The organism is Amorphus coralli DSM 19760, from assembly GCF_000374525.1.
In the GTDB taxonomy this organism is placed as follows: Bacteria; Pseudomonadota; Alphaproteobacteria; order Rhizobiales; family Amorphaceae; genus Amorphus; species Amorphus coralli.
Window position 1 is genome coordinate 229,947 of sequence record NZ_KB894572.1, and the last position, 22,641, is coordinate 252,587.

21 protein-coding genes are annotated in these 22,641 nt (G+C 66.7%); 8 read left to right on the forward strand and 13 right to left on the reverse strand.

What is annotated here, in order from left to right; translation table 11 throughout:
* Positions 1–159: 159 nt before the first annotated feature.
* The 5 genes from sucD (at position 160) to lpdA (ending at position 8,049) form a co-directional block, all read left to right on the forward strand.
* The gene (sucD, locus tag C507_RS0109025; RefSeq protein ID WP_018699361.1) at positions 160–1,071 is read left to right on the forward strand and encodes a succinate--CoA ligase subunit alpha; all 912 of its coding nucleotides are present in this window, start codon (positions 160–162) and stop codon (positions 1,069–1,071) included.
* A 159-nt stretch (positions 1,072–1,230) separates the two neighbouring features.
* Entirely contained in the window at positions 1,231–4,191 is a 2,961-nt protein-coding gene (locus C507_RS0109030; RefSeq protein WP_018699362.1) for a 2-oxoglutarate dehydrogenase E1 component, read from the forward strand.
* A 58-nt stretch (positions 4,192–4,249) separates the two neighbouring features.
* Positions 4,250–5,791 carry a 2-oxoglutarate dehydrogenase complex dihydrolipoyllysine-residue succinyltransferase gene (odhB, locus tag C507_RS0109035; RefSeq protein WP_018699363.1) on the forward strand — a complete coding sequence of 514 codons (1,542 nt, stop codon included), beginning with the start codon at positions 4,250–4,252 and terminating at the stop codon, positions 5,789–5,791.
* 35 nt (positions 5,792–5,826) lie between these two features.
* Positions 5,827–6,585, forward strand: coding sequence for an SDR family oxidoreductase (locus tag C507_RS0109040; RefSeq protein ID WP_018699364.1), 759 nt, complete (start codon positions 5,827–5,829; stop codon positions 6,583–6,585).
* Between the two features lie 63 nt (positions 6,586–6,648).
* Positions 6,649–8,049 (forward strand): dihydrolipoyl dehydrogenase, encoded by a 1,401-nt coding sequence (gene lpdA, locus C507_RS0109045; RefSeq protein WP_018699365.1) that lies wholly within the window; start codon positions 6,649–6,651, stop codon positions 8,047–8,049.
* Between the two features lie 114 nt (positions 8,050–8,163).
* Here the strand turns inward: lpdA and C507_RS0109050 are convergent, their stop codons facing one another.
* From C507_RS0109050 to fabA, 11 genes are all read right to left on the reverse strand, one after another.
* A complete protein-coding gene (locus C507_RS0109050; protein WP_018699366.1) occupies positions 8,164–8,538 on the reverse strand; it encodes a lipopolysaccharide assembly protein LapA domain-containing protein in 375 nt (124 codons plus the stop codon).
* A 109-nt stretch (positions 8,539–8,647) separates the two neighbouring features.
* A complete protein-coding gene (ihfB, locus tag C507_RS0109055; protein ID WP_018699367.1) occupies positions 8,648–8,941 on the reverse strand; it encodes an integration host factor subunit beta in 294 nt (97 codons plus the stop codon).
* Positions 8,938–9,933 carry a signal peptide peptidase SppA gene (gene sppA / locus C507_RS0109060; protein ID WP_018699368.1) on the reverse strand — a complete coding sequence of 332 codons (996 nt, stop codon included), beginning with the start codon at positions 9,931–9,933 and terminating at the stop codon, positions 8,938–8,940. Before sppA ends, ihfB begins: the two co-directional genes overlap by 4 nt.
* A gap of 182 nt (positions 9,934–10,115) precedes the next feature.
* A complete protein-coding gene (locus C507_RS0109065) occupies positions 10,116–11,435 on the reverse strand; it encodes a bifunctional folylpolyglutamate synthase/dihydrofolate synthase (RefSeq protein WP_018699369.1) in 1,320 nt (439 codons plus the stop codon).
* A gap of 11 nt (positions 11,436–11,446) precedes the next feature.
* The gene (gene accD, locus C507_RS0109070; RefSeq protein ID WP_018699370.1) at positions 11,447–12,406 is read right to left on the reverse strand and encodes an acetyl-CoA carboxylase, carboxyltransferase subunit beta; all 960 of its coding nucleotides are present in this window, start codon (positions 12,404–12,406) and stop codon (positions 11,447–11,449) included.
* A 35-nt stretch (positions 12,407–12,441) separates the two neighbouring features.
* Positions 12,442–13,284, reverse strand: coding sequence for a tryptophan synthase subunit alpha (gene trpA / locus C507_RS0109075; RefSeq protein ID WP_018699371.1), 843 nt, complete (start codon positions 13,282–13,284; stop codon positions 12,442–12,444).
* On the reverse strand, positions 13,281–14,495 hold the full coding sequence (gene trpB / locus C507_RS0109080) for a tryptophan synthase subunit beta (RefSeq protein WP_018699372.1): 1,215 nt from the start codon (positions 14,493–14,495) through the stop codon (positions 13,281–13,283). The genes trpA and trpB overlap by 4 nt, the downstream gene beginning before the upstream one ends.
* A gap of 19 nt (positions 14,496–14,514) precedes the next feature.
* Positions 14,515–15,228 carry a phosphoribosylanthranilate isomerase gene (locus C507_RS0109085; protein WP_018699373.1) on the reverse strand — a complete coding sequence of 238 codons (714 nt, stop codon included), beginning with the start codon at positions 15,226–15,228 and terminating at the stop codon, positions 14,515–14,517.
* A complete protein-coding gene (gene fabI, locus C507_RS0109090; protein WP_040400863.1) occupies positions 15,225–16,097 on the reverse strand; it encodes an enoyl-ACP reductase FabI in 873 nt (290 codons plus the stop codon). Before fabI ends, C507_RS0109085 begins: the two co-directional genes overlap by 4 nt.
* An 81-nt stretch (positions 16,098–16,178) precedes the next feature.
* The gene (gene fabB / locus C507_RS0109095) at positions 16,179–17,396 is read right to left on the reverse strand and encodes a beta-ketoacyl-ACP synthase I (protein WP_026318961.1); all 1,218 of its coding nucleotides are present in this window, start codon (positions 17,394–17,396) and stop codon (positions 16,179–16,181) included.
* A 229-nt stretch (positions 17,397–17,625) separates the two neighbouring features.
* A complete protein-coding gene (gene fabA / locus C507_RS0109100; RefSeq protein WP_018699376.1) occupies positions 17,626–18,153 on the reverse strand; it encodes a 3-hydroxyacyl-[acyl-carrier-protein] dehydratase FabA in 528 nt (175 codons plus the stop codon).
* A 450-nt stretch (positions 18,154–18,603) separates the two neighbouring features.
* On the opposite strand from fabA, the gene irrA reads away from it, so the two are divergent.
* A complete protein-coding gene (gene irrA / locus C507_RS0109105; RefSeq protein ID WP_018699377.1) occupies positions 18,604–19,059 on the forward strand; it encodes an iron response transcriptional regulator IrrA in 456 nt (151 codons plus the stop codon).
* Between the two features lie 110 nt (positions 19,060–19,169).
* Here irrA and C507_RS0109110 read toward each other — a convergent pair whose 3' ends face one another.
* Positions 19,170–19,721, reverse strand: a complete 552-nt coding sequence (locus C507_RS0109110) for an SH3 domain-containing protein (protein ID WP_018699378.1) — start codon at positions 19,719–19,721, stop codon at positions 19,170–19,172.
* 299 nt (positions 19,722–20,020) lie between these two features.
* On the opposite strand from C507_RS0109110, the gene C507_RS0109115 reads away from it, so the two are divergent.
* Entirely contained in the window at positions 20,021–21,016 is a 996-nt protein-coding gene (locus C507_RS0109115; RefSeq protein ID WP_018699379.1) for a 2-hydroxyacid dehydrogenase, read from the forward strand.
* 24 nt (positions 21,017–21,040) lie between these two features.
* Here C507_RS0109115 and C507_RS0109120 read toward each other — a convergent pair whose 3' ends face one another.
* Positions 21,041–21,628 carry a GNAT family N-acetyltransferase gene (locus C507_RS0109120; protein WP_018699380.1) on the reverse strand — a complete coding sequence of 196 codons (588 nt, stop codon included), beginning with the start codon at positions 21,626–21,628 and terminating at the stop codon, positions 21,041–21,043.
* Between the two features lie 454 nt (positions 21,629–22,082).
* Between C507_RS0109120 and C507_RS0109125 the strand changes: the two genes are divergently transcribed.
* On the forward strand, positions 22,083–22,601 hold the full coding sequence (locus C507_RS0109125; RefSeq protein WP_018699381.1) for an AprI/Inh family metalloprotease inhibitor: 519 nt from the start codon (positions 22,083–22,085) through the stop codon (positions 22,599–22,601).
* Positions 22,602–22,641: the final 40 nt, after the last annotated feature.

Sequence of the window (22,641 nt, forward strand, 5' to 3'; positions counted from 1 at the left end):
GACGGTCCGGCTGCCGGCCGCCTGCTCCCTGACCACTTCCGTTTCAGGCCGCGCCCCCGACGTCCCCGAAGTCTTCCCCGACGGAACCGATTCCGCCGGGATGCGGCGGGACCGCCGCGCTTCAGACCCCTCATTCGCCAGTCACGCCTAGGAAAGCCCATGTCCATTCTCGTCGACAAGAACACCAAGGTCATCGTGCAGGGACTGACCGGCAAGACCGGCACGTTCCACACCGAGCAGGCGCTTGCCTACTACGGCACCCAGATGGTCGCGGGTGTGCATCCGAAGAAGGGCGGCGAGACCTGGCAGGGCAATGCCGCCGGCGACGCCGTCGAGCTGCCGATCTTCGCCAGCGTCGGCGAGGCCAAGGAAGCCACCGGCGCCACCGCCTCCGTGGTCTACGTGCCGCCGGCAGGCGCGGCCGCCGCGATCGAGGAAGCCATCGACGCCGAGATCGGCCTGATCGTCTGCATCACCGAGGGCATCCCGGTGATGGACATGGTCCGGGTGAAGGAAAAGCTCGACCGGTCCAGCTCGCGGCTGCTCGGCCCGAACTGTCCGGGCGTTCTGACGCCGGAAGAGTGTAAGATTGGCATCATGCCGGGCAACATCTTCCGCAAGGGCAATGTCGGCATCGTGTCGCGCTCCGGTACGCTGACCTACGAGGCGGTCTTCCAGACTTCCAACGAAGGTCTGGGCCAGACGACGGCCGTGGGCATCGGCGGCGACCCGGTCAAGGGCACCGAGTTCATCGACGTCCTGGAAATGTTCCTGGCCGACGACGCAACGGAATCGATCATCATGATCGGCGAGATCGGCGGCTCGGCCGAAGAAGATGCCGCCCAGTTCCTGGCCGATGAGGCCAAGAAGGGCCGCAAGAAGCCGATGGTCGGCTTCATCGCGGGCCGCACCGCCCCGAAGGGCCGCACCATGGGCCATGCCGGCGCCGTGGTGTCAGGCGGCAAGGGCGGCGCGGAAGACAAGATCGCAGCCATGGAGGCGGCCGGCATCAAGGTGTCACCGTCGCCGGCGCAGCTCGGAAAGACGCTCGTCGAGGTTCTCAAGGGCTGACGAGCAACCTCCCAACGCGCCTTCGTTCGGTAAGGGCCTCGAAGGCGCGGCCGGGATGTGTTTGGATATGTTGCGCCCGTGGGGTGGTGACGCCATCTTGCGGTCGGCACGGCGCAGGATAAGGAGGGGGCCCTACGGGGCCCCAAGAGCGTTAGAAAGATGGCATCACAGGACCCGAACCAAGCGTTCCGGCAAACTTCCTTCCTCTATGGCGGCAACGCCGCCTATCTCGAAGACCTCTATGCCCGCTATCAGACCGATCCGGAGTCGATCGATGCTGAATGGCGGGCTTTCTTTTCCGCGCTGAAAGACGACAAGGATCAGGTACTTGCCGAGGCCCGGGGTGCCCCGTGGCAGCGCAAGGACTGGCCGATCCCGATGAACGGCGAGCTGGTCTCGGCGTTCGATACGGACTGGCGTCCGATCGAGAGCGCGGTCAGCGACAAAATCAAGAAGAAGGCCCAGGAGAAGGGCGTCGAGATCACCGAGGAGGAGGCGCTTCGGGCGACGCGCGATTCCGTCCGCGCGCTGATGATGATCCGCGCCTACCGCGTGCGCGGCCACCTTCACGCCGATCTCGACCCGCTGGGCATCGCCCAGCTGGAGGATCACGACGAGTTGAAGCCGGAGACCTATGGCTTCACCGGCGCCGATCTCGACCGGCCGATCTACATCGACAACGTACTGGGCATGGAATTCGCCACCATCCGCGAGATGAAGGCGATCCTGAAGCGCACCTACTGCTCCACCATCGGCGTGGAGTTCATGCACATCTCCGACCCTGTGGAGAAAGCCTGGATTCAGGAGCGCATCGAGGGCCCAGACAAGGGCATCGAATTCACCGAGAACGGCAAGAAGGCGATCCTGAACAAGCTGATCGAGGCCGACGGTTTCGAGAAGTTCCTGGGCGTCAAGTACACCGGCACCAAGCGGTTCGGCCTTGACGGCGCCGAGGCGCTGATCCCGGCGCTGGAACAGATCATCAAGCGCGGCGGCAATCTCGGCCTCAAGGACATTGTCCTCGGCATGCCGCACCGCGGCCGCCTGAATGTGCTCGCCCAGGTCATGGGCAAGCCGCACCGCGCGATCTTCAACGAGTTCAAGGGCGGCTCGTTCGCTCCCGATGACGTCGAAGGCTCGGGCGACGTGAAGTACCATCTCGGTGCCTCGTCCGACCGCGAGTTCGACGGCAACAACGTCCACCTGTCGCTGACCGCGAACCCGTCGCACCTGGAGATCGTCGACCCGGTGGTGCTCGGCAAGGTCCGCGCCAAGCAGGACCAGCTCTCGGACATCGAGCGCACCCAGGTGATGCCGGTACTGCTGCACGGCGACGCCGCGTTCGCCGGCCAGGGCGTGGTGGCGGAGTGTTTTGGCCTGTCGGGGCTGAAGGGTCATCGCACCGGCGGCTCGATCCACTTCATCGTGAACAACCAGATTGGCTTCACGACGAACCCGCGCTTTGCGCGCTCGTCGCCCTATCCCTCCGACGTCGCCAAGATGATCGAGTCGCCGATCTTCCACGTGAACGGCGATGATCCGGAAGCGGTGGTCTACTGCGCCAAGATCGCGACGGAGTTCCGCCAGCAGTTCCACAAGCCGGTCGTCATCGACATGTTCTGCTACCGGCGCTTCGGGCATAACGAGTCCGACGAGCCGGCCTTCACCCAGCCGCTCATGTACAAGGTGATCAAGGAGCATCCGCCGACGCTCGACATCTACGCCAAGAAGCTCGTCGACGAGAAGCTTCTGACCCCTGAGGAGATCGACCAGCTCAAGCAGGAGTGGCGCGATCGGCTGGAGCAGGAGTACCAGGCGGGCGAGAGCTTCAAGCCGAACAAGGCGGATTGGCTCGACGGACGCTGGAGCGGTCTCGGTATCGCCGACAGCCCGGACGACCCGCGCCGCGGCAAGACGGATGTGGAGACGGACGCGCTCAAGGAGATCGGCCAGAAGCTCACCGAGATCCCCGAGGGCTTCCACGCCCACCGGACCATCAAGCGGTTCATGCAGAACCGTGCCAAGATGATCGAGACGGGCGAGGGTATCGACTGGGCCACCGGCGAGGCGCTGGCGTTCGGGTCACTGCTGGCTGAGGGCTTCCCGGTCCGGCTCTCCGGCCAGGACGTGGAACGCGGCACCTTCTCGCAGCGTCATTCGGTTCTCTACGACCAGGAGAACGAGGAGCGCTACATCCCGCTCAACAACGTCTCGGACAACCAGGCCCGCTACGAGGTCATCAACTCGATGCTCTCGGAAGAGGCGGTGCTCGGCTTCGAGTACGGCTATTCGCTGGCCGAGCCGAACACGCTTGTCTGCTGGGAGGCGCAGTTCGGCGACTTCGCCAACGGCGCCCAGGTGGTGATCGACCAGTTCATCTCCTCGGGCGAGCGCAAGTGGCTGCGCATGTCGGGCCTCGTTCTCCTTCTGCCGCACGGCTACGAGGGGCAGGGTCCCGAGCACTCCTCCGCGCGACTGGAGCGCTATCTCCAGCTCTGCGCTGAAGACAACATGCAGGTTGCCAACTGCACCACGCCGGCCAACTACTTCCACATCCTGCGCCGGCAGGTGAAGCGCGACTTCCGCAAGCCGCTCATCCTGATGACGCCGAAGTCGCTGCTGCGGCACAAGCGGGCGGTCTCGCGGTTCGACGAGATGACGCCGGAGTCGAGCTTCCACCGGATCCTGTTCGACGATCGGGACAGCAAGCTCGGCGGCGAGGGCGGCCTGGTGGCCGACGACAAGATCCGGCGCGTGGTTCTGTGCTCGGGCAAGGTCTACTACGACCTCCTGGAGGACCGTGAGGAGCGCGGCGTCGACGACGTCTACCTCCTGCGCGTCGAGCAGCTCTATCCGTTCCCGTCGAAGTCGGTGCTTAACGAGTTCAAGCGCTTCCCGAACGCCGAAATGGTGTGGTGCCAGGAAGAGCCGGCCAACATGGGCGCCTGGACGTTCGTCCGGCCGTACCTGGAATGGGTCCTCGCCCAGGCCGGGTCGAGCCAGCCGGCGCCGCGCTATGCCGGCCGTCATGCCGCCGCGTCCACCGCGACCGGTCTGATGTCCAAGCATCTCGCTCAGCTCAAGGCATTCCTGGAGGAGGCTCTGGGACCGTCCGCCTGAGGCGGTCCTCCTCCTTCGCAACTCATGATCTGATCTCAAGCATACGGAAAAAGGCGCCATGGCCACCGAGATCCGCGTCCCCGCCCTTGGGGAATCCGTCACCGAGGCGACGATCGCCCAGTGGTACAAGAAGAAGGGCGACACCGTCGCCGCCGACGAGCCGCTGGTCGAGCTGGAGACCGACAAGGTGACGGTCGAGGTTCCGGCGCCGGCCGCGGGTACCATCGGCGAGATCACCGTGGAAGCGGGCGAAACGGTCGAGGTTGGCGCTCTCCTGGGCTCCATCGAGGAAGGCGCGGGCGGATCCAAGCCGGCAAAGTCCGAGGCGCCGAAGGAAGAGAGCAAAGCGTCGGAAGACGAGGCCCCGGCCGAAGAGACGGCGGAAGGCTCCTCCGGCGGTGGCGAGTCCGTATCGATCACCGTGCCGGCGCTCGGCGAATCCGTTACCGAGGCGACCATCGGCAAGTGGTTCAAGCAGGAGGGCGACAGCGTCTCCGCCGATGAGCCGCTGGTCGAGCTGGAGACCGACAAGGTCAGTGTCGAGGTTCCGGCGCCCGCCGCAGGAACGCTCGCTTCGATCTCCGCCAAGGAGGGCGACACCGTCGAGGTCGGCGCGCTCCTGGGCGAAGTGACGGCCGGGGCCGGTGGCGCCGCGAAGTCGTCCGCCAAGCCGGCCGAGAAGGCCGAGGCTCCGAAGGCCGCGAAGGGCTCCGACGATGGCATGCCGCCTTCGCCGGCCGCTTCCAAGCACCTGAAGGAATCGGGCCTTGCCGCCGATCAGGTGGACGGTTCCGGCCGGCGTGGTCAGGTTCTCAAGGAAGACGTGATGGCGGCGGTCGAGAAGGGCCTGACCGCGACGGAGTCGAAGGCACCGCGCGGCCCCTCCAACGCCGACGACGGCGTCCGCGAGGAGCGGGTGAAGATGACGCGCCTGCGCGCCACCATCGCCCGCCGCCTGAAGGACGCCCAGGACACCGCGGCAATGCTCACCACGTTCAACGACGTGGACATGGGCGCCGTTATGGAGCTGAGAAAGTCCTACAAGGAGCTGTTCGAGAAGAAGCACGGCGTGCGGCTGGGCTTCATGGGCTTCTTCGCCAAGGCCGTGATTCAGGCGCTGAAGGACGTCCCGAACGTCAACGCCGAGATCGACGGCAATGAGGTCGTCTACAAGAACTACTACCACATCGGCGTGGCCGTCGGCACGGACAAGGGTCTCGTGGTGCCGGTGGTCCGCGACGCCGACGAGTTGTCGATCGCGGAGATCGAAAGGACGATCAACGATTTCGGCAAGCGCGCCCGCGACGGCAAGCTGAAGATGGAGGAGATGCAGGGCGGCACCTTCACCATCTCCAACGGCGGCGTCTACGGTTCGCTGATGTCGACGCCGATCCTCAATGCGCCGCAGTCGGGCATCCTCGGCATGCATCGCATCGACCAGCGCCCGATGGTGGTGGACGGCCAGATCGTCATCCGCCCGATGATGTACCTGGCGCTCTCCTACGATCACCGCATCGTTGACGGCAAGGAAGCCGTGACGTTCCTGGTGCGCGTCAAGGAAGCCATCGAGGATCCGCAGCGGCTGGTCCTGGATCTCTGATCCGCAGCCCGGACGGCAGGGGTCGCGAGGCGATCGTGGCTGACGGTGTCCTGATCGTGACGGGTGGCAGCCGCGGCATCGGGGCTGCCACCAGCCGTCTTGCGGCCGCGTCCGGCTACGCGGTCGTGATCAATTACGCCTCCGACGCCGCAACCGCGGGCAGCCTCGTCTCGGAGATCGTGGCCGCCGGCGGCAGGGCGGCCGCGGTCCAAGCCGATATCGGCGTCGAGGCGGACGTCGTGCGGCTCTTCGAGGAGGCCGATCAGCTGGGCCCCCTGCGCGGCCTCGTCAACAATGCCGGCATCGTCGATCTGGCCGCCCGGGTCGATGCGATGTCCTTCGACCGGCTGCGACGCATGTTCGACGTCAACGCGCTCGGTCCCATCGTCTGCTCCCGCGAAGCGGTGCGGCGGATGTCCACCGGAAGCGGAGGACAGGGCGGCGCGATCGTCAACGTGAGCTCGGCGTCCGCCAAGCTCGGCTCCCCCGGCAAGTATGTCGACTACGCGGCGGCCAAGGCGGCGGTAGAAGGCTTCACCGTCGGCCTTGCGCTTGAGGTTATCGGCGAGGGGATCCGGGTCAACGGCGTGCGCCCGGGCATCATCGACACTGATATCCATGCCAGCGGCGGCGATCCCGATCGCGTGGTCCGGGTCGCCGGCCAACTCCCCATGAAGCGCGTCGGGCTGCCGGAGGAGGTCGCGCAAGCGATCCTCTGGCTTCTCTCCGACGCATCGTCCTATACAACGGGCGCGATCCTTGACGTTTCCGGCGGACGGGCCGTCGCTCCCTGAACCCATTCCGGCGTCGTGCCCGCGGGCGCGCGTCTGCCCAACCGATCTGAAGAGAGGCACACCATGTCGAGCTACGACCTCATCGTCATCGGAACCGGCCCTGGCGGCTATGTCTGCGCCATCCGCGCGGCACAGCTCGGCATGAAGGTTGCCGTGGTCGAGAAGCGCGCCACCCATGGCGGCACCTGCCTCAACGTCGGCTGCATCCCATCCAAGGCGCTGCTGCATGCCTCCGAGCTTTACGAGGAGGCCGGTCACGGCTTCGCCGGCATGGGCATCAAGGCGGAGCCGGAGCTCGACCTGCCGGCCATGCTGGCCTTCAAGGACGATGGCGTCGACGGTAACGTGAAGGGCGTCGAGTTTCTTCTGAAGAAGAACAAGATCGACGCTTACCACGGCACCGGCACCATCGAGGCGGCCGGCAAGGTCAAGGTCACGCCGGACGAGGGCGAGGCGCAGACGCTGGAGACGAAGGCGATCGTGATCGCCACCGGGTCCGAGGTCGCCAGCCTGCCGGGCATCGAGATTGACGAAAAGAAGGTGGTGTCGTCCACCGGCGCGCTGTCGCTGCCGGAAGTGCCGAAGAAGCTGGTGCTGATCGGCGGCGGCGTGATCGGGCTGGAACTGGGCTCGGTATGGCGTCGGCTCGGCGCCGAGGTGACCGTGGTGGAGTTCCTGGACCGGATCCTGCCGCCGGAGGACAAGGAAGTCTCCAAGCAGTTCCAGAAGATCCTGCAGAAGCAGGGCATGACGTTCAAGCTGTCCTCCAAGGTCACTGCCGTGACGCCGGATGGCGACGGACTGAAGGTGACCGTCGAGCCGGCCAAGGGCGGTGATGCGGAAACGCTGGACGCAGACGTGGTGCTGGTCTGTGTCGGGCGGCGTCCGTTCACCGACAAGCTCGGCCTCGACGAGGTCGGCGTGGAGCGCGACGACAAGGGCCGGGTGAAGACCGACGGCCACTTCAAGACCAATGTCGACGGGATCTACGCGATCGGCGACGTGATTGCCGGCCCGATGCTGGCCCACAAGGCAGAGGACGAGGGCGTGGCGCTTGCCGAGATTCTCGCCGGCCAGGCGGGCCACGTGAACTACGACGCCATCCCGAGCGTGGTCTACACCTATCCGGAGGTCGCCTCAGTGGGGAAGACCGAGGAGCAGCTGAAGGACGAGGGCATCGCCTACAATGTTGGCAAGTTCCCGTTCATGGCGAACGGCCGCGCCAAGGTGAACCGCACCACGGACGGCTTCGTGAAGATCCTCGCCGATGCCAAGACCGACCGGGTTCTCGGCGTCCACATGATCGGCCCGGACGTGGGCAACATGATCGCGGAAGCGGTGCTGGCCATGGAGTTCGGCGCCTCGGCCGAGGACATTGCCCGGACCTGCCATGCGCACCCGACTCTGCCTGAAGCGGTCAAGGAAGCCGCCATGGCGGTCGACAAGCGCGCCATCCACATGTGAGGCTCGCGCGGGGGAGGCGCCCCCGCCCGTTCGCCGAGCGGATATGACCACGCCCGCATCTTCGGATGCGGGCGTTTTGCGTTGTCGGGTCTGGACGGCGCGAGTGGGGAGGTCTCAGCTTGCCCGATGGGTGAGGCCCAGCGGGGTGCCGCGCCCCGATGGAGCGGGCAGGCCAGGACCGGCCGGCTCGGCGGGAGCCTTGCGGACGGTCTCGATCTCCTCGCGCAAATGGCGCGCCTCGCGACGGTTACGGCGTGCGTCTCGACGGAAGCGGCCCTGGCGGACCCAGACGGAGACGCCGCCGAGGATCACGCCGATGGCGAGGCAGGCGAAGATCACCCAATAGAGCGGGATAGTGATGGCCAGCGCCGTTTCTGTGGGGCGGAACGGATCCAGCGAGAGGCGGACCGGCGTTCGGTTCGCGATGGCCAGCAGCGCGAGCAGGATGGCGACGGGAACGAAGATCAGGGTCTCGAGGAAGCGCTTCACGGCAGTCCGGTCTCCGGGTCGGTCGTGACGGGATCGGCGGTTCAGAGGCTAACGCATCACCGCCAAGAAGGCTCCGGCGGCTGTCAGGGACGCCGATCCGTCCGGCGGATCACTCGCCATCATAACCGTTGTTGAGCCGCTCGCGCATCTCCTTGCCGGTCTTGAAGAAGGGGACGTGCTTGGCGTCGACCTCGACCTGCTCGCCGGTGCGCGGATTGCGGCCCGTGCGCGGCGGCCGGCTCTTCACGGAGAACGCGCCGAACCCGCGCAGCTCCACCCGGTCGCCCCGCGTCATCGCCTCGGAAATCTCGTCGAGGATCGCGTTGACGATGTTCTCGACGTCACGCTGGTAGAGGTGCGGATTTTGCTCAGCAATCCGCTGCACCAGTTCCGATTTGATCATGGGACCCGCCTCTGTCGCCCAACGTCTTCGGGTGGATTGGGACCGTGCCAAAGCGACACCAGACCGTCAAGCTGGACCGGTCCGCCCAGGGAAAGGGGAAGCCCGTCGCCGAACCCCAGGGTATCGAGAACGCCGGTGGCGAACCCGTGGGCGATGCGCGACGCGAAGGGAAGATCGTCGAGGTCGTCGCCGGTCTTCCAGGTTCGCACCGGAAGCTCGACATCGACTCCGCGCTCCGAACCGAGCCAGTCGACCGCAGCCGCCTCGCCACCGATCGTGTCGACGAGCTTTGCCTGCAGCGCCTGGTGACCGGTGAAGACACGCCCGTCCGCGAGCGAACGGGCGGTGGCGTCATCGAGGTTGCGGCGCTCGGCGACGAGGCCGACGAACCAGTCGTAGGAGTCCATCACCAGCCCCTGCAGCATGTCGACGGCGGCCTCGGGCGGCGCGTCGAACGGCGAGGGCTCGGCCTTCAGCGGGCCGCTCTTCACCATGTCCATCTGGATGCCGAGCTTGTCGAGAAGGTCGTGGACCTGTCCGTATTGCATCAGGACGCCGATGGAGCCCGTGAGAGAGGTGTAGTGGGCGACGATGTGGTCGCCGGCAAGCGCGATCAGGTAGCCTGCGGAGGCGCCGAGGGTACCGATCTGGGCGACCACGGGCTTCTTCTCGGCAAGCTCTCGTAGTGCGTTGTAGGTGACCTCGCCGCCGGTGGTGCTGCCGCCAGGCGAGTTGATGTAGAGGATGACACCCTTCACGTTGTCGTTCAGCGCCAACTCGTCGATGAGCTCGACAGTGTCGCGATCGTCGGTGATCACGCCCTCGATGGGCAGCCGCGCGATGTGCGGCGCGTTGCGGCCGCTGGCATCGGTGTAGACGAAAATCGCCCCGATGATCGCGGCGACGATGGCAATCACCGCGAGCGCGCGCCAGATCGTGACCGACCGGCGCAACCGACGGCGATCGACCAGGACATCGGCATCGAGGCTCATCGCGATCTCCTTCTGCGGGTGTGGCGAAAACGGGCGGGCGGACTGGTCCGCCACCGGAATGCGGCGCGACCATACATGATTAGCCGGACGATGTCCGAGAACAGATCATACTCTGGAAGTCAGCCGGTCGGGGACCGTTGTCACCAAACGGCTCGCGGGCCGAGAGGCCGCGATCAGCCGGCTCAGGTGGGCGGAGTGCCGTTCTGGGAAAGCACGTCTCCGGCCAAGTAGAGCGAGCCGCAGATCAGGATTCGCGGCGGTGGCTCGAAGCGCCAGCTTTCCGCCAGGAGCCGCAGCGCGGTGCGCACGCTGGTGACCGGCTCGGCGGTGACGCCGGCGCTCTCGGCCATGTCGGCCAGCGGCCCCGGATCGATGGCGGCCTCGGATCCGAACACCGGCACGGTGAAGACGTGGCGCACCAGTCCGGAGAAGGGCCGGAAGAAGCCGACCGGGTCCTTGGTGTTGAGCATGCCGGCGATCAAGAAGAGCGGCCGTGACACCCGGTCTTCCAGGTCGGCCATGTAGGCGGCCAGCGCCTCTCCGGCATCCGGGTTGTGGCCGCCGTCGAGCCAGATCTCGGCGCCGGGCATCGCCGTGTCGACGATGCGCCCGCTGGTGAGGCGCTGCAGGCGGGCCGGCCAGTCGACCAGCTCCAGGGCCTTCTCAGCCGTGTCCAGGCCCGGCCAGAGACCGCCGGTGCGCAGCGCGGCGATGGCGGTGCCGGCGTTCAGGAACTGGTGGCGGCCGGGCAGGCGCGGCGGCGGCATGTCGAAGAGCGCCGTTTCGTCCTGGTAGATCAGCCGGCCGCGCTCCTCGATGGCGGTCCAGTCCTGGCCGCCGAGATGAAGCGGTGCATGGGCCCGCGCGGCCGCGCGCTCGATGACGGCGGTCACAGCATCGGACTGGGGCGCGGCCACCACCGGACGGCGGCGCTTGATGATGCCGGCCTTCTCCTCCGCGATCGCCTCGACCGTTTCACCGAGGAAGCGCTGGTGATCGAGACCCACCGGCGTGATGACCGAGACCAACGGATCGTCGACGACATTTGTGGCGTCGAGGCGTCCGCCGAGGCCGGTCTCCATGATCAGCACGTCGGCCGGCCGCTCGGAGAAGAGCAGGAAGGCAGCGGCCGTGGTGATCTCGAAGAAGGTGATCGGCTCGCCGTCGTTGGCGCGCTCGGCCCGCTCGAGAGCGTCGGTCAGGCCCTCGTCGTCGACATAGTGGCCGCCGCCCTCGGCGGCGAGGCGGATGCGCTCGTTGAAGTTGACCAGGTGCGGCGAGGTGTAGACGTGCACGCCCTTGCCGTCCGCCTCCAGGGCGGCGCGCAGGAAGGCGCCCGTCGAGCCCTTTCCGTTGGTGCCGGCCAGGTGGATCGTCGGCGGCAGCCGCTTTTCCGGATAGCCGAGCGCGTTAAGGAGACGCTGCATCCGGTCGAGCGACAGGTCGATGACCTTCGGGTGGAGCGTCAGCAGACGCCCCAGGATGGCATTGGTGTGGTCCATGGGAGGCAGGCTCAGGCCGTGGTCTTGTCCGCGGGAACCTCGGCGGCGTCCGCCGGGCTCTCCACGGGCGCCTCGATGACGATCTCCTCCTCCGGCAGCGGCACTGGCAATGAGGCCGGGTCCGGCTGGTGGGTCAGGAGACGCAGCAGTCGCGCCAGGGTCGCCCGCATCTCGTGGCGATGCACGACCATGTCGATCATGCCGTGCTCCAGGAGATACTCGGCCGTCTGGAAACCCTCGGGGAGCTTCTCGCGGATGGTCTGGGCGATGACGCGCGGCCCGGCGAAACCGATCAGCGCGCCGGGTTCGGCAATGTGGATGTCGCCGAGCATGGCATAGGAGGCAGTGACGCCGCCGGTGGTCGGGTTGGTCAGCACGACGATGTAGGGCAGGCCGGCTTCCTTCAGCGCCATAACCGCCGCGGTGGTGCGCGGCAGTTGCATCAGCGACAGGATGCCCTCCTGCATGCGCGCGCCGCCGGAAGCAGCAAAGAGCACGAAGGGAAGTTCGGCCTCCCGCGCGGCGTCGAGCCCGGTAATCAGCGCCTCGCCGGCGGCCATTCCGAGCGAGCCGCCCATGAAGTTGAAGTCCTGGACCGCGACGACCGTCTCCAGTGCCTCGATGCGGCCGCGGGTCACGACAACGGCGTCGTCGCGCCCGGTCTTGGCACGGGCGTCCTTCAGCCGGTCGGAATAGCGCCGCTCGTCGCGGAATTTCAGCGGATCGGCAACGACGGACGGGGTCGCGATCGTCTCGTATCCACCCTCGTCGAAGAGAAGCTCCAGCCGCCGGTTGACCGGGATGCGCATGTGCACGCCGGAATTCGGCACGACGAACTGGTTGGCCTCCAGATCGCGGTGGAAGACCATCTCGCCGGTCTCCGGACACTTGATCCAGAGATTCTCCGGGACCTCCCGCTTGTTGAGGAAGGAAGAGATCTTCGGCCGGAAGACGCTGTTGATCCAGTTCACGGGTTAAACCCCTCGGTCATGCGTGGACGGCGCTCTCAGGCGGCCGCGCCGGTGCGGGCAGCGCGCACGCCCTCGGCAAGGGTGCGCACCAGATCGAGCACGGCGGGCGCCGTGGCTGCCGTCGCCTTACCGCCGCTATCGAGCGAATTTGCGACAGCGCTCACGAGCGCGGAGCCGACAACAACCGCGTCGGCCGCACCGGCGATCTCGCCGGCCTGTTCGGGCGTCTTTACGCCAAAGCCCACCGCGACGGGAAGGGGGGTGTGCGCCTTGATGCGATCCACGGCCTTCGCGACGCGGGCGGGGTCGGGCGCCGCGGTGCCGGTGATCCCGGCGATGGAGACGTAGTAGACGAAGCCGGAGGTGTTCGCGAGAACCTTCGGCAGCCGCTTTTCGTCGGTGGTGGGAGTTGCCAGCCGGATGAAGGCGAGGCCCGCCTCGAGTGCCGGAAGGCAGAGCTCGTCGTCCTCCTCGGGCGGCAGGTCGACGATGATCAGCCCATCGACACCGGCCTCCACCGCGTCGGCAAGGAAGCGGTCGCGGCCGTAGGAGTGGATCGGGTTGAAGTAGCCCATCAGGACGATCGGCGTGGCATCGTCGTGTCGCCGGAAGGCGCGCACCATGTCGAGGGTCTTCGGCACCGTCTGGCCGGCCTGAAGCGCGCGCAGCGACGCGGCTTGGATGGCCGGGCCGTCGGCCATCGGATCGGTGAACGGCATGCCGAGCTCGATGATGTCGGCGCCGGCGGCCGGCAGCCCGTCGAGCAGGGCTTGAGAGGCGGCCTGGTCGGGATCGCCGGCGGTCAGGAAGGTGACGAGGCCGGCCCGGCCCTCTGACCTAAGCGCGGCGAAACGTGCGTCGATGCGGGAGACGGTCAAAGGTCCCACCCCATGGTCTTGGCGATCGTGTGGACGTCCTTGTCGCCCCGGCCGCACAGGTTCATGACGATGATCTGGTCCCTGCCCATCTCGGGCGCCATCTTGGCGACCTGGGCGAGCGCGTGGGACGGCTCCAGGGCCGGCAGGATGCCCTCGGTGCGGGCGCAGAGCGCGAATGCTTCCAGCGCCTCGTCGTCGCCGATCGGGACATAGGTGGCGCGGCCGGTTTCCTTGAGCCACGAATGCTCCGGGCCGATACCGGGATAGTCGAGGCCGGCGGAAATGGAGTGGCCTTCCAGGATCTGGCCGTCATCGTCCTGCAGGAGATAGGTGCGGTTGCCGTGCAAAACCCCCGGACGTCCGGCGGTCAGCGAGGCGCAGTGGCGCTCGCCGCCCAGTCCCTCGCCGCCGGCCTCGACACCGGTGATGCCGACGTCGGCGTCGTCCAGGAAGGGATGGAACAGACCGATGGCGTTGGAGCCGCCGCCGACGCAGGCCACGACCTGATCGGGAAGCCGGCCCTCGGCCGCCAGGATCTGCTCGCGGGTCTCGCGCCCGATCACCGACTGGAAATCGCGCACCAGCTCCGGATAGGGATGCGGACCCGCGGCGGTGCCGATCAGATAGTAGGTCGTGTCGACGTTGGAGACCCAGTCGCGCAGCGCCTCGTTCATGGCGTCCTTCAGGGTGCCCGCGCCGGAGGTCACCGGGATCACCTCGGCGCCGAGGAGCTTCATGCGGAAGACGTTGGGCTTCTGCCGCTCCACGTCGGTGGCGCCCATGTAGACCACGCAGGGCAGTCCGAAGCGGGCACAGACCGTCGCCGTCGCCACGCCATGCTGGCCGGCGCCGGTCTCCGCGATGATGCGGGTCTTGCCCATGCGCCGGGCGAGCAGGATCTGGCCCAAGCAGTTGTTGATCTTGTGCGAACCGGTGTGGTTGAGCTCGTCGCGCTTGAAGTAGATCTTCGCGCCGCCGAGCTCTTCGGTCAGCCGCTCGGCGAAATAGAGCGGCGAGGGGCGGCCGGTATAGGTGGCGTGCAGCCCGTCGAGCTCCGCCTGGAAGGCCGGATCGGCCTGGGCCGCGCGATAGGCCTCTTCCAGCTCCAGGATCAGCGGCATCAGCGTTTCGGCCACGAAACGCCCGCCGAAGATGCCGAAATGGCCGGACGTGTCGGGCCCGGAGCGGAAGGTGTTCGGCTGAAGGGTCATGTCGGTTCGCCTCTCCAGGTCAGGCGGTCTCGCGGGACCGGTCGGTCGCTGCGGTTTCGTCCGCCGCGCGGGCCGCGGTCACGAAGGCGTGGATCAGGGCGGGGTCCTTGCGGCCGGGCGCGTGCTCCACGCCGGAGGATACGTCGATGGCAGCCGGTCGGACCTGCCGCACGGCGTCGGCCACGGTTGCGGGATCGAGGCCACCGGAAAGCATGTAGGGCAGGGCAGGGTCAAGCGCGGCCAGAAGCGACCAGTCGAAGGCGGCGCCGTTGCCGCCGGGTCGGGTCGCGTCCTTTGGCGGCTTGGCATCCAGAAGCAAGTGATCCGCCGCGTCGCGGTAGTCACTGACGCGATCCAGATCGGCCGCCGTGGCAACGCCGAGGGCTTTCATCACGGGGATGCCGTACCGCTCGCGGGCAGCGCGGACGACGTCCGGCGTCTCGCGCCCGTGGAACTGGAGAAGGGTGGGGCGGACGCGATTTGCGATCGCGTCAAGCGTCGCCTCCTCCGCATCCACCGTCAGCGCCACGATCTCCGCGCGGCCGCGGGCACGATCGGCAAGCGCCGCGCCGTCCGCAATCGCGACGTGACGCGGGCTCGGCGGAAAGAAGACGAGGCCGATCATGTCGGCGCCTGCGTCCAGAGCCGCATCGACCGCGGCGGCGTCCGTCAGCCCGCAGATCTTGATCGACAGGCGGTCAGCCGGTGCGCGCGTGCGGCCGGTCGCGCTCATCCGCTCGCGGAGCGGGTCGGATGGATCGGCCGTCCCGCCGCCTCCAGCTCTTCCTCTACCTGCTCGCGCCGTTCCTCCGCCTTCAGCTCGTCGAGCTGCGGCATGGAGATGATGTTGTAGCCGGAGTCCACGAAGTGGATCTCGCCGGTCACGCCGGTGGAGAGGTCGGAGAGAAGGTAAAGCCCCGTGCCACCGATCTCGTCGATGGTCACGGTCCGGCGCAGCGGAGCGTGCTTGCGCTGGTAGTTGAACATGAAGCGCGCGTCGGTGACGCCGGCGCCCGCGAGCGTGCGGACCGGGCCGGCGGAGATAGCGTTCACGCGGATGTTCTGGGTGCCGAGATCGACGGCGAGATAGCGCACCGACGATTCCAGCGCCGCCTTGGCCACGCCCATGATGTTGTAGTTGGGCATGACGCGGGTGGCGCCGCCATAGGTCAGCGTGACCAGCGAGCCGCCGTTGGGCATCAGGTCCGCCGCGCGTTTCGCCGCCTCGGTAAAGGAGAAGCAGGAGATCACCATGGTGCGCACGAAGTTCTCGCGGCTGGTGTCGCAGTAGCGGCCCTTCAGCTCCGTGCGGTCGGAGTGGGCAATCGCGTGGACCATGAAGTCCATCGAGCCCCAGGTCTCGCGCACCCGGTCGAACACGGCATCCACGGAGGCAGTGTCCTCCACGTCGCACGGCACGACAAAGGGCGCGTTGACCGAATCCGCCAGCGGCTGCACCCTGCGGCCGAACTGATCGCCCTGGTAGGTGAAGCCGATCTCGGCGCCCTCGTCGGCCAGGCGCTTTGCGATGCCCCAGGCAATCGAATGGTTGTTGGCGACACCCATCACGAGGCCGCGCTTTCCAGCCATTACTCCAGCCATTCGATCAACCTCCTCGAGCCGACCGCACCGTTGTGCGCGTGTCGTTCCGGTGCTGCGGGTCGCGGTCTGCGTCCCGGTCGGTCATCCGTCGTACCGCTTCATCACGATCGACGCGTTGGTTCCGCCGAAGCCGAAGGCGTTCGACATGACGCACTCCAGCGCCACGTTGTCCTGGCGCTCGCGCACGATCGGCATGTCGGCGAAGGCCGGATCGAGGGTCTCGATGTTAGCCGATTCGCAGATGAAGCCGTTGTTGAGCATCAGGAGCGAGTAGATCGCCTCGTGCACGCCGGCGGCACCCTGGGAGTGCCCGGTGAGCGACTTGGTCGCCGAAATGGGCGGAATGGTGTCGCCGAACACGGCCCGGATCGCCTCGATCTCCTTAATGTCGCCGATCGGCGTGGAGGTGGCGTGCGGGTTGATGTAATCGATCGGGCAGCCGGCCTGGTCGACGGCCATGCGCATGCAGCGCGCGCCGCCTTCGCCGGACGGCTGAACCATGTCGACACCGTCTGAGGTGTGCGCGTAGCCCACCAGCTCGGCATAGATGGTCGCGCCGCGGGCCTTGGCATGTTCCAGCTCTTCCAGGACCAGAACGCCGGCGCCGCCGGAGATCACGAAGCCGTCGCGGTTCGCGTCGTAGGCGCGCGACGCGGTCTGCGGCGTGTCGTTGTACTTGCTCGACATCGCGCCCATGGCGTCGAAGAGAACCGACAGCGTCCAGTCCAGCTCCTCGCAGCCGCCGGCGAAGATGATGTCCTGCTTGCCCATCTGAATCTGTTCGTAGGAGGAGCCGATGCAGATGTTGGTGGTGGCGCAAGCCGCCGAGATGGAGTGGTTCAGACCCTTGATCTTGAACCAGGTGGCCAATGTCGCCGATGCGGTGGACGACATCGACTTGGGTACGGCGAACGGCCCGACCTTGCGCGGCCCCTTGTCGCGAGTGGTGTCAGCCGCCTGCACGATGGCATGGGTCGACGGGCCACCGGAGCCCATGATGATGCCGGTACGCTCGTTGGAGATGTCGCTCTCCTCGAGCCCGGCATCGGCAATCGCCTGCTCCATGGCTACGTGGTTCCACGCCGTGCCGCCGCCGTGGAAGCGCATGGCGCGCCGGTCCACAACGTCTTCGGGGTTCAGCGTGGGGGCTCCGTGCACCTGGGAGCGGAAGCCGAGTTCCGCGTAGCGCTCCGCCCGCACGATCCCGGGACGGGCCTCGCGCAGGGAGGAGAGCACCTCCTCGGTGTTGTTGCCGATCGACGACACGATTCCCATGCCGGTGACGACGACTCGTCTCATGCATGCCTCCGCAGCGGTGCGTCGGTCGAGGAGCGGCAGGTATCGGCGATGCCGACCAAGCGCGTCCTCACCTGAAAGCTGATCATTTCAAGGACCTCCCGACGAGTCCAAATCTCCGGGTCAAGGCTCGGACGGTGCTTGGCACCGGGCGTCACGAGCCGTGATCGATACATATAGGTGTGTGCGAGCGGTTCGCAGCCCGGCTGTTTCGACCGTGGCCGAGCCGGGGTCACGCCACGGGCGCCTCGTCCGTGAAGAGGCCGACCCGAAGGCCCTGGGCACTGAAGATCTGCTCTCCGTCCGCCTTCACCCAGCCGTCGCCTATGCCGAGCGTGAGCTTGGAGCGCATCACGCGCTTCACGTCGACGCCGTATTCGAGCTTCTTCACGCTGGGCAGAACCATGCCAGTGAACTTCACCTCGCCGGTGGACAGGGCTCGACCGCGACCGGGGGCGCCAAGCCAGCCGAGATAGAAGCCGAGCATCTGCCAGAGGGCGTCGAGGCCGAGGCAGCCGGGCATCACCGGATCGCCCTGGAAGTGGCAGGCGAAGAACCACAGGTCGGGACGGATCTCGAACTCGGCGGTCACGTGCCCCTTGCCGTGCGCGCCGCCTTCCTCGGAAATGGAGGCAATCCGGTCGAACATGAGCATCGGCGGAAGCGGAAGCTGGGCGTTGCCCGGCCCAAACAACTCGCCGCGCCCACACGCCAGAAGATCCTCGTACTCAAAACTGGAGCGGCGCTGCTCGGTGCCCATGCCGGTCACTATTCCCTCTGCCCTTCACTCCATGCGCCGTCCGGGCCACGCTTCGGGCGCGGTTGGACGCACGGGTTGTTGTTAGCCTTGCTGCCCGCGCACGCCGGTTGGTCACCGGGCGGGAGCAGCGCATCGGGCGCGTTCCTAACACAGGCGTTACGGGTCGCAAAGCCACCGCAGCGGCATTGCCAGGCAGGGGGATGCCTGCGACAGGATGTCCCGCTCCTCCTTTTGATGTTGCGATCAATTCGCAAGATGAGTCATTGATGCTGCGAACGGATCGCAACATGGGAAAAATTGACTGTTGCGATCTGCTTTTATTACGGTTACACACGCAACAATATCGCATGTTGCGCTCAATGGCTTGCGCGTGTTCCTGTACGCGTTGGCTTTACTCATATGACCGCGGTGACCCGGTTCGGGCCTTCGCGATGGACCAAGGAGACAGCGATGCAGGTTGTCCGCACGCATCACGACCATCTTCATGCGGCCGCGACTGCGCGCGACATCAAATCGATGCTGCGTGAAGCGGGCCTTCGCCCGACGCGTCAGCGCGTCGCCCTGGCCGACATCCTGTACCGCTACGGCAACCGGCACATTTCCGCCGAGCAGCTGCACGAGGAAGCGATCTCCGCCCGCGTGCCGGTCTCGCTCGCGACGGTCTACAACACGCTGCACCAGTTCACGCAGGCCGGCTTCCTTCGCGAAGTCGCCGTGGACGGCACCAAGACCTATTTCGACACCAACGTCAGCGACCACCACCACTTCTTCAACGAAGAGGACAACTCGGTGATCGACATCCCGGGCAGCAACCTGTCCATCGACGACGTGCCGACCCCGCCTGAGGGGATGGAAATCGTGCGTGTCGACGTGGTGGTGCGCATTCGCCCGATTGAGGGCCGCTGAGGCCTTCGGGCTTCCACCTTTCCGTCGGGACATGTTCGGATCGGCGCCGCTTGCGGCGCCGATTTTTTGTTTGAGGCGGGTGCCGCGCGAAGCGGCGGCAGGGTGCCGCCTCAGTCGAACGTCTCGTTGGGATAGACGCCGAACAGGGTCTTCTGGGAGATGAAGCCGCGCCAGCCTTCGCCGAAGACTTCGCACCAGGTCTTGTCGCAGCTCTCCACGTCGGCCATCACGTTCGGCTCGAGCAAGGCCGCGACGCGCCCCTGGTCGTCGGCCTCCGCATAGAGCGGCACCGGGTCGGTTCGCCACGGGGCGATCAGCGCTGTCCGGCGCGATGAAAGAAGGCTGTGATAGACCCAGCCCTCCGAGCCGTCCGAATCGCGGATGCGCCGCCAGTTATCGAATTCCTGCACGACCTCGACCGGCCATCCGGTCCGCTTGAAGGTCCACTTCATCGGATAGTCGGTGCCGGGTCCGGCGCGCACGTTCACCTCGTTTGACTTGAGGCTGACGAAACGGGGGAGGGGCAGGCCACTCGGCCCTTTCTGGACGGTGGCGGCGGACTGGGCGAGCGCGGCGCCCGGCGCCATCACCACGATAGCGGCCACGGCGAAAATGCCCGCCAGTGCCAGGCGGCGCAGCGCCCGAGTGGGCTGGGCGGGCATTGCCGACGACCGGCCGGCGCGGCTGGATGCGGGATCGTTTCGGCCAGGCGGAGGGGGGGCGCCCGGGGAAAGGATCGTCACGGTCTGGCTCCTTGCGATCTGTTGCAACGTCATGCGGGCGGCGCCGCGATCGGTCGTCCGCCCCGATGTTGTCTAGTCCCGGCGACAGTGCCGAGTTGAGTTTCGGGCCCGGTCTGCTAGACGTTCAGACCTTGACCCGGGGGCGGGCGAACCCGTGTGGTGCACGCTTGCCTCGTCAGGGTAAAGGAAGCTTCAACGGTTCTGGCGAGTTGCGCGCGATGGCAAAGAAAAAGCCTCTTGTGGTGGTCACCCGGAAACTCCCGGATGCCGTCGAGACGCGCATGCGCGAGCTCTTCGAGACGCGGCTGAACCTCGACGATCGGCCGATGACCCAGGCGGAACTGGTGGAGGCGGCAAAAACCGCCGACGTGCTGGTCCCCACCATCACCGATCGCATCGATGCCTCCGTCCTGTCCCAGGCCGGCGAGAATCTTCGCCTGATCGCCAATTTCGGAAACGGCGTCGACAATATCGATGTGGAGACGGCCAACAACCGCGGCATCTCCGTCACCAACACGCCGGGTGTCCTGACCGAGGACACCGCCGACATGACGATGGCGCTCATGCTGGCGGTTCCGCGGCGCCTCGTCGACGGCATTCGTGCCATTGAGACGGGTGAATGGGGCGGCTGGTCGCCGACCTGGATGCTGGGGCGGCGGATCTGGGGCAAGCGTCTTGGCATCGTCGGCATGGGCCGCATCGGCACCGCCGTGGCTCGCCGCGCCAAGGCGTTTGGCATGTCGATCCATTATCACAACCGTCGGCGCGTTGCCTCGGAGCTGGAGGAAAGCCTCGAGGCGACCTACTGGGACAGCCTCGACCAGATGCTGGCGCGCATGGACGTGGTGTCCATTCATTGCCCGCGGACGCCGGCGACCTTCCATCTCCTGTCCGCGCGGCGCCTGAAGCTGATGCGGCCGGAGGCCTATATCGTCAACACGGCGCGCGGCGAAGTGGTCGACGAGAGTGCCCTGATCCGGCTTTTGGAAAGCGGCGATCTCGCCGGCGCCGGGCTCGACGTGTTCGAGCACGAACCGGCCGTGAACGCCAAGCTCATGGCGTTGACCCGCACCGGTCAGGTGGTGCTCTTGCCGCATATGGGATCGGCCACCATCGAGGGGCGTATCGACATGGGCGAGAAGGTGATCATCAATATCCGCACCTTCATGGACGGCCACCGCCCGCCGGACCGCATCCTGCCGTCGATGCTCTGAGCATCGGCCCGCCGGAAAACCGCCCTATCCGCGAACCGGATAGGGACGGCCGGCCTCCAACATGGCGCTGAAGATGTCGTAACCCTCGTCGATGGCCTCGCGGGCGTAGGTGAAGGCCGTCGCGCGGGGTGTCGCCAGTTGGCCGACCACTTCGTCACCGACGATTTCGAGCTCCGCCGAGAAGCCGGCGGCGAGCCGGCGCATGGTGCGGTTGGAGGCCTGGCAGGTGACAATCACGCGCCCGATGCTGCGGGCGCAGGCGGCCGACAAGGACCGTTCCATGAGTGCGGACCCGATTCCCCGGCCCTGCCAGCCGCCTTCGACGGAAAAGGCCGCTTCTGCGGAGGCGGGGCTGGCGGTTCCGAGCGGATGCAGTTCGGACACCGCGCGCAGGACGCCGTCCTCGAAATAGCCGTAGAGAATGGCGTCGCCGGCCATGACGCGGCTAGTGTAGGTTTCAAGGAAATGGTCCGACACGCCGAGCCCGAACCGGCCGCGGCGGGTTTGGGGATCCAGCCTCAGCAGGTGGAGGCGGTAGGCGCCTTCGTCGCTTCTGCGCAGCCGGCGGTAGGATCCGACGAGGGTGTGCGCGGGTTTGCTGCGGTGCGGCATGGGTTGCTCCAATGGGTGGACACCACTCCGCTCCCAGGTATCGTTTCCAGGCAGTTTTCTGTGTTTTCCTGAATAAGCAGCGGCCCGGATTCGCGCAATGGACCGATCCGGGACGCTGTCATGCTTATTGTGCACTGCACACTCGGACGGTGGCATGACGGACCGGAGGCAATTCCGAGGCATGCACGCAGCCTTCGCTCCGGAGTGCGAGCCTGGCGCAGGCTCCGGCGGATAGAAGATCCCGGCGTCCGGTCAGTGGGCGCGCCGCCGGTCGTGGCCGCATTCCTGCCGCCGGATCCGGGCAAACAGGGCGAACCGGCGGGTTTGGGCGGCTTCGGATGCCACAAAATCGAAAAATCCGGGGTGTTTCGTCAAGGTTGCATAAACCTTATGCGACCAAACACGTTGTCAGACCGGCATTGATCTGAAGAAGCGGAATAGGAATCTGGACGATATGGCCATCAACACCTGGACATTCGCGATCGTGGCGACCGCCGTGGCCCTTGCCGGCTGCTCCAGCACATCGACGCGCTACGCGGCTCCGCTTCCCGCAACGCCGAGCCAGCCGGTTTCCTCCGGTCAGCTTCAGCCCATCGAGCCGGTCCAACCGCCGGTGGAAGAAGTGGTCGAGGAGACGGTGACCACCGAGGAGACCCAGGTGGCGGCGCTTCCCGATCAGACCAGCGCCCTGAACCTGGAACGCACCGACCTTCTCGGTGGCTGGGGCGTGACGTCGGCGGGCGAGACCTGTCAGCTGTTCATGACGCTGACCACCTGGACCGGCGGCTATCGCGCCTCCACCCGGGGCTGTCAGGGTGATGAGCTTTCGACGATCTCCGCATGGGAGCTCAACGGCAAGCAGATCAGCCTGAAGAACGCCGACGGCGGCAGCGTCGCCACGCTGCTGGCAACCCAGGCCGACCGCTTCAACGGTGCCACAGTGGCCGGCCGGTCTATCTCGGTCTACCGCTAGGCCCACCGCGCAGGCCGGGGACGCCTCCCGGCCTAAGGCA